Raw genomic sequence first — 4,218 nt, forward strand, 5'->3', positions numbered from 1 at the left:
TGCCTGAGGCGATCTTTTCGATCATCTCCTGGTGCATCTTGAGTGTCGGCAGCGTCTGCTGGGCAAATGCCTTCAGTTCCGCGTTGTCGCCGTCGGCCGCATAGTCCTGGAATAGCTTGACCGCGTCCGCATGCGCGTCCTGCTGCATCTTCACGTAGGACTGGTCGGCCGAACCGTTGGCCGATTTCAGCGCCTCAAGATCGCTCTTGTGCTTCGCGTCCGTTTCGGCGGGAATCTGCAGTTTCTGCTCGCCAGCGATCGACTGCAGCTTGGCGTTGGCGGCGCCGTGATCAGTTATCATTTTCTGGGCGAACTCATTGACAGTCTGGTCCTTCGCCTTGCCCTGGACGATCTTGCTGGACTCGACCTCGAAGATCCCGCCTTCGGCAGCCTTGTTGACGAAATCCTGCGCCTTTTCGGCACTGAGCGCCGGATGGGCAAAACCCAAGGCGCCGGCCGTGCACAGCGCGGCCGATAACAAACGCAACTTCATAGATGATGTCCTCTAACGCACTGAATTGTGCCTGAAGGCAAACAGAAGGCTGTCGCGTTTGTTCCAACGCCAGCTCGATTTCGCTGAGCGCCCGCTGGAGCTGCCGCCCGGACAAGCGGCTAGGACATCAGGCCGGGAATCTTTCGAGATCAATCGTGATCTCAAGGACAATTCCGGCGGCGTCCCAATCCCGCACGACTCCGCCAAGCTCACTCGCCGCGGCGCGGATCAAGCGGCTCCCGAAACCTTCGTCGTCGGTTGCGACCGGAGGTGGTCCTCCTATCTCTCTCCACTGGACAGTCACCTTGCCGTCAGTGTTCGAGCAGGCGATCTCTATGGAGCCGGCGGCCGCCGAGAGGCTGCCGTGTTTGGCGGCGTTGGTGGCGAATTCGTGGAGCAGGAGAGAAAGCGGCGTGATCATCCTTGAAGGCACCGGCAGATCGATGCCACTGATCGCGAAGCGAGGGTGCTCGTCAGTTCCCTGTCGGTATGGCTCGAGGATTGCAGCGACCAATGCATGCAGGCTCGTCGCGGCCTGAACAGACGAGCCAGTCGCGGGGAGCATCGTCAGCGCATGCGCCCGCGCGAGGGCGCCGAGGCGTTCGGACACGGTGGAGGCGAGCGCGGCCGGCGTTTTAGCGGCTGGGGCGCTCAAACTGACGATTGTTTTTGCGATGGCAAAAAGGTTCTTCACGCGGTGGTCCATCTCGCGAAGCAGCAGCTCGCGCTGCTGTTGCGCGCGCAGCCGCTCGGAAATGTCACGGCCTATCTTGGAGACACCGACGATCGCGCCGGACGCGTCCGCGATCGGGGAAGCGGTGAGGGAGATGGGAATGCTGCTGCCATCCTTGTGCAGGCGAACGGTCTCGAAATGCCCGACATGCTCTCCATTGCGAATGCGCGCCAGAATCTCGCGCTCCTCGTTCTGGCGATCGGGCGGTATCAGCGACATGAGCGGACGTCCGACCATTTCCTCGCGGCCGTAGCCGTAGAGACGCTCGGCGCCGCTGTTCCAGTCCGTGACGATGCCGTCCATATCCGTCGCGAGGATGGCATCATCCGAGGATTCGACCAGTGCGCTCAGTCGCGCTGCTGTCGTTTCCGCCCGCTCCCGTTCGATGGCAAAGCCGAGCTGACGGGCAATGGTCAACGCCAGTTCGCGTTCACGATCGGCGAAGCGATGGGGTGCCGGGTAGTAGACCATGAACTTGCCGATGAGCTCGCGGGAGCTGGCAAGTGGGATAAAGGCCAGCGCTTGGATTCCCTCGCCAAGGACCGTGTCGATGAGCTGCCGGGATTCACTGCTGAGACGAATATCCTCGACAAAGATTGGCTCGGCGTCGTGCTCATTGCAGGTCCAAGGTGTGTGACCGTTGACGGCCCTGCGATAGTCATCAGAGAGAGAGCGCCAGGCGACGAAGCTCATGACGCCGTGGCTGTCAAATCTCAGGATCGAGGCGCGCGACGAACCGAGGGCGTCGCATATGGCGTCCAGCGCTGCATCGTAGATCTCGTCAAGGCCGTTGGCCCGGTAAAGTCGGTCGGTGAGACGAAAGAGGACGGCTTGCTCGCGGACAACATCGCCACCGGCCGGCCCACCCTGGCCTCGCCCCATGCCCGCATTACTCACGGCCCCGTGCTGCATGGCTCTGTCCCACGGACGGCTCTATTGAAGTTCGGCCATCCTCGACCAAATAGCACCGCGTCCAGGGGCCAAGTCCTTGGACCGCAGACCCCGACCAACAAACAATATGCGCCTTGCGCAGTTTCGCAATAGGGACTTCGGGCACTATGCTTGATTAGGACCGTCAATCGGTATTGGTGAGGCGATGAAATTCCGGATTCCCAAATCAAGTATCAGACGCAGCCTGGCCGCCCGGAACTCCCCAGTCGAATGGCGCGGCAGCAGCTCGGCTTCTCTCCTCCTCCTGATCAGAAAACAGCAACCTGTGCTTAGAGCGGCAACACTTAACATTTGAGAGGGCGCCCCTCCGCACGATATGCCTTTATTTCCGCTCGACCCTGGTGGGCCGAGACCAACCTTCAACTTCGCCCGCTGGCTCCGGCCGGCGGGTTTTTTGTTGTTGGAACATCTTTGTCGGGCGGCAGTTCGGGAGCACGACGCACTCCTTTGGCTCGTCATGCGACCGTCGTGTCGGGCTGGTTTCCGACAAGAGCCCGCAGCCCCATCCTTCTCGGTTGCGGGCCTTTCGGGTTCAGGCGGGATCATCGCCTCTCGGTCTCTCGCGGTGCTAGCCATGAACTGAGGAATCTGCGTTCGTCAGCTGCGGCGAGGTTTTGTTATCGGCGCCCCAAAATCGGCACGTTCAGATGTGTCCGTCGGCATCCAGAGTTTGGTATGCGACGAATCCGTGGATCTCATCGGGGACCAGACTGCGTTCGGGATCGATCGGATCGAATCAGAGTTGCTGGAATTGCACCCATGTGGCGCCCTTCGCCGGGGGCTGTCGGTCCCGCATCCCGCCTCACGGCGGCGCTATGCTGATGCTCCTTCGGCCGCCCTGTTGAACCGGTCTCAGGGCCACGAACCTGCTACAGCACCGAACTGACTTATTTCCGCCGACGGACATTTCGGTGCCTCCGCCTTGTACGCCCTTTTTGCGTTGGTCGGGAGATCCTCGGCTCTCCCGACGGAGAGTCAGAGGAGGGGGGTGTTTTTCGCGACGGGTTAAAGCGGAAGGAGAGGCCTTCGGCGCCCGTCGCGGAGAACCGCTATGTCTGTCCGAACCAATCGAGCCCATGCCGCCGACCGGTCAAACCTCTACGACGAGATCACCAACAAGATAATTGCCGAACTGGAAGCGGGCCGTTTTCCTTGGGTACAGCCCTGGGGCACCGCGGCGGCAAAGACGTCGGTTGCTCTGCCGACGAATGCCAGCACGCATCGCACATATAGCGGGATCAACGTGCTTATTCTGTGGGGCGCCGCCGTCGAACGCGGGTTCCCAACGCAGAGGTGGGTAACCTATCGACAGGCCGTCGCCCTCGGCGGGAGCGTCCGCAGAGGCGAGCGTGGCACTACAGTCGTTTATGCCAATCGTTTTGTCCCGGACGATGAGAAGAAGCGCGCTCGCGAGACAGGCGAGAATGCCCAAGCGATGCCGTTCCTGAAGCGCTTCACCGTTTTCAATATCGAGCAATGTGATGGGCTCCCCGATGAAGTCGCACCTTTATCGCCGCCGCCACCCGCTAGCTTGATCGAGCCGCGAGTCGAGGCGTTGATCAAGGCCACAGGTATCGACTTCCGCATTGGCGGCGACAGAGCATTCTACATGCCGCCTTACGACTATGTTCAGGTGCCGCCCCCTCAAGCATTTTTCGAGCCGATCGACTGGCATCGCACTGCGTTGCATGAGCTTGGGCATGCCACCGGCCACTCTTCACGCTTGGCCCGTGACCTCTCCGGTTCTTTCGGCTCAAGGGGGTACGCGTTCGAGGAGCTTGTGGCGGAGATAAACGCAGCTTTCTGCTGCGCGGCGTTGGGCATCGTGCCAACAGTCCGACATTCCGACTATGTCGGCTCCTGGCTCGAGTTATGCTCACCTCACCATAATTTCAGTTATCCGCAGCAGCCCATAATGTGAAGGAACGCGGCTACAACGCTTGAAACCCGCTGGATGCGGCGTTCGCGGACCGGGATTTGCTCAGCATTATTTCGGTCGAACCTTTGCTGTCGTTTTGACCAGCAAAGGAACCAATAATGT

Annotated in this window: 3 protein-coding genes; 1 reads left to right on the forward strand and 2 read right to left on the reverse strand. The window is 60.6% G+C overall.

The features are described 5' to 3' along the window. Both EOA23_RS32090 and EOA23_RS32095 read right to left on the reverse strand, forming a co-directional pair. Window positions 1–493 (reverse strand): DUF4142 domain-containing protein (locus EOA23_RS32090; RefSeq protein WP_145966549.1); only part of this gene is annotated, 493 nt, incomplete at its 3' end. Window positions 494–620: 127 nt separating this feature from the next. Continuing rightward, window positions 621–2,138 (reverse strand): PAS domain S-box protein, encoded by a 1,518-nt coding sequence (locus EOA23_RS32095; protein ID WP_126060852.1) that lies wholly within the window; start codon window positions 2,136–2,138, stop codon window positions 621–623. 1,090 nt (window positions 2,139–3,228) lie between these two features. Between EOA23_RS32095 and EOA23_RS32100 the strand changes: the two genes are divergently transcribed. Beyond that, window positions 3,229–4,098 (forward strand): ArdC-like ssDNA-binding domain-containing protein, encoded by an 870-nt coding sequence (locus EOA23_RS32100; protein ID WP_127307036.1) that lies wholly within the window; start codon window positions 3,229–3,231, stop codon window positions 4,096–4,098. Window positions 4,099–4,218: the final 120 nt, after the last annotated feature.

The organism is Mesorhizobium sp. M2A.F.Ca.ET.042.01.1.1, from assembly GCF_003997405.1.
Classification (GTDB): Bacteria; Pseudomonadota; Alphaproteobacteria; order Rhizobiales; family Rhizobiaceae; genus Mesorhizobium.

What these genes read in the sequence shown, in the direction of transcription:
- EOA23_RS32095 (WP_126060852.1), bottom strand. Translation starts at nt 2,138, where the DNA reads ATGCAGCACGGGGCCGTGAGTAATGCGGGCATGGGGCGAGGCCAGGGT.
- EOA23_RS32100 (WP_127307036.1), top strand. Translation starts at nt 3,229, where the DNA reads ATGTCTGTCCGAACCAATCGAGCCCATGCCGCCGACCGGTCAAACCTC.